Genomic DNA, 2,231 nt, shown 5'->3' on the forward strand with positions numbered 1-2,231 from the left:
CAGCCCGGGCAGCGCCAGGGCGGCCGCGGCGCCGAGCGCGGCGCGGCGGGCGAGGACGGCGGGCATGGCCTTCACTCCGCCGCGCGGGCCAGGGGCGGCCCGTAGGTCTCGACGATCTCGCGCAGCTTCTTGCGCGCCATGTTGTTCGCCTTGTCGCAGGGCATGCCGGCTTCCGGCGCCTCCCACGGCATGATGGGGACGTCGGCGCGCGTGGACTCCAGGATCCTCTTGTCCTCGAGCGTCACCTTCCGGTCATGCGCGATCGCCGCCGCGGCCGGCACCTGCTCTTCGGTGTCGTTCCTGATGCAGAACTGGGTGAAGATGATCTTCTTGTCGGCGACCGGCGTGCCCGCGGTGAAGATGATGTGCTCGACGCCGTTCGGGAACTTGATGTGCAGCTTGCGCGTGCAGGGCGCCCACCAGGTGACCGTGCGGTCGCGCACCGTCTTGTCCTGCTTGATGCCGGTGTAGTCCTGGCCGACCTTGCGGTTGGCCACCGGCACGATCGCCCGGGAGATGATGCCGAACTCGATCTCCTCCACGTCTTCCGCCGGGGGGACGGGGTTGGTGATGTCGCCCTGGGTGTCGCGATGGACGAAGGCGACATGCGCCAGGTCGAAGAAGTTGTCGGCCAGCCGGAACAGCGACATGTCCCAGGGCTCGTGGAAGCAGTCGATGTAGCGGAAGCCCGGCGCGCCGAATTCCGGCAGGTGCGGGATGTCCATCACCGGGTCCTCGACCGCGACCCAGACGTATTCGTAGCGGATGGCGACGTGGTAGCGCTTCACGAAGGCCCGCGCCGCGATCTCCGGCGTCAGGCCGGGGCGCTGGGGGATGCTGGTGCAATGGCCGTCGGTGCCGAATTCCCAGCCATGGTAGGGGCACTGGATCGAGTTGCCGAGCACCTCACCGAGCGAGAGCTTGGCCGCGCGGTGGCAGCATTCGTCCTTGAGCGCGGAGACGGTGCCGTCGGCGGCGCGCCAGATCACCATGTCCTCGCCGAACAGCGAGAAGGGCTGCGGCCCTTCGTCCAGCTTCGCCGCCGGCATGGCGACGTACCAGAAGCGTCGGAACACGGGCGAATCGCCGACCTTCATGCTGCGCAACTCCGCTGCGGGCCGCAGCGGTGCGAGCAAGTTCCGTGCCGACCGATGCCCGCCCCGGTCAGCGAGCCGGGCCGCGTTCTGCCCGTCGGCGCGGCGCCTTCGCCGTGCCCTGCCGCCGGCTTGGGCAGCCGGCTCAGGCCGCGTCTGGCACGCTGTCTCCGACCTCGCCCGCGATCAGCGCGCGCGCCTGCTCCGCCGGCATCGGCCGGCCCAGCAGCCAGCCCTGGCCACGCTCGCAGCCCAGCGCCAGCAGGCGGTCGGCCTGTTCCCGCGTCTCGACGCCTTCCGCCACCACCCGGATGCCGAGGCCGCGGCCGAGGCCGAGGATCGCGGTGACCACCGCCTCCACCCGCGGGTCGGCGTCCAGGTCGCGCAGGAACAGCCGGTCGATCTTCAACTCGTCGAAGGGGAAGCGGCGGAGATAGGCGAGGCTTGACCACCCCGTGCCGAAATCGTCGAGCGCGATGGACACCCCGAGGCCGCGCAGCCCGGCCATCACGCGCGCGGCCTGCGCACTGTCCTGCATCAGCACGCTCTCCGTGACTTCCAGCTCCAGGCGGTGCGGCGGAAGGCCGGATTCGGCCAGCGCCGCCGCCACGGTCTCCACAAGGCCATCCACCTTCACCTGCAGGGCCGAGAGGTTCACCGCCACCTTGAGCCCGGCCGGCCAGCCCGCAGCCTCTGCCACGGCGGTACGGATGACCCAGGCGCCGAGCGGCACGATCAGGCCGCTGGCCTCGGCGAGGGGGATGAATTCGTCGGGCGGGATCATCCCGCGCGTCTCGTGCGGCCAGCGCAGCAGCGCCTCAAAGCCGATCAGGCTGCCGTCCAGCAGCCGGCGCTGCGGCTGCCAGTGCAGCAGGAAGCGGCCTTCCGCGATCGCCTGGCGCAGGTCGCGCTCGAGCTGGCGGCGCTGGCGCAGCGCGGCTTCCTGGTCCGGCGCGAAGCAATGGATGGAGGGCTGCGGCGCCGCGCGCGCGGCGGCCAGCGCATCCTCCGCGCGGGTCAGCAGCAGCCCGGCCTCCGCCCCGTCGCCCGGGCCGATCGCGATGCCGATATCGGCCGCCGCCACCGGCGACCCGCCATCCAGCGGCAGCGGCTCCGCCAGGGTCGCGGCCAGGCGCT

Annotated in this window: 2 protein-coding genes; both read right to left on the reverse strand. The window is 71.8% G+C overall.

Features of this window, described 5'->3' with window-relative positions; translation table 11 throughout:
* Window positions 1-71: 71 nt before the first annotated feature.
* Window positions 72-1,097 carry an aromatic ring-hydroxylating oxygenase subunit alpha gene (locus tag OZN99_RS30090; protein ID WP_270938889.1) on the reverse strand — a complete coding sequence of 342 codons (1,026 nt, stop codon included), beginning with the start codon at window positions 1,095-1,097 and terminating at the stop codon, window positions 72-74.
* 142 nt (window positions 1,098-1,239) lie between these two features.
* Window positions 1,240-2,231: putative bifunctional diguanylate cyclase/phosphodiesterase (locus tag OZN99_RS30095; RefSeq protein ID WP_270938890.1), on the reverse strand; the 992-nt coding region annotated here is incomplete at its 5' end.

This window comes from Falsiroseomonas oryzae, assembly GCF_027856955.1.
GTDB classification, from domain to species: domain Bacteria; phylum Pseudomonadota; class Alphaproteobacteria; order Acetobacterales; family Acetobacteraceae; genus Falsiroseomonas; species Falsiroseomonas oryzae.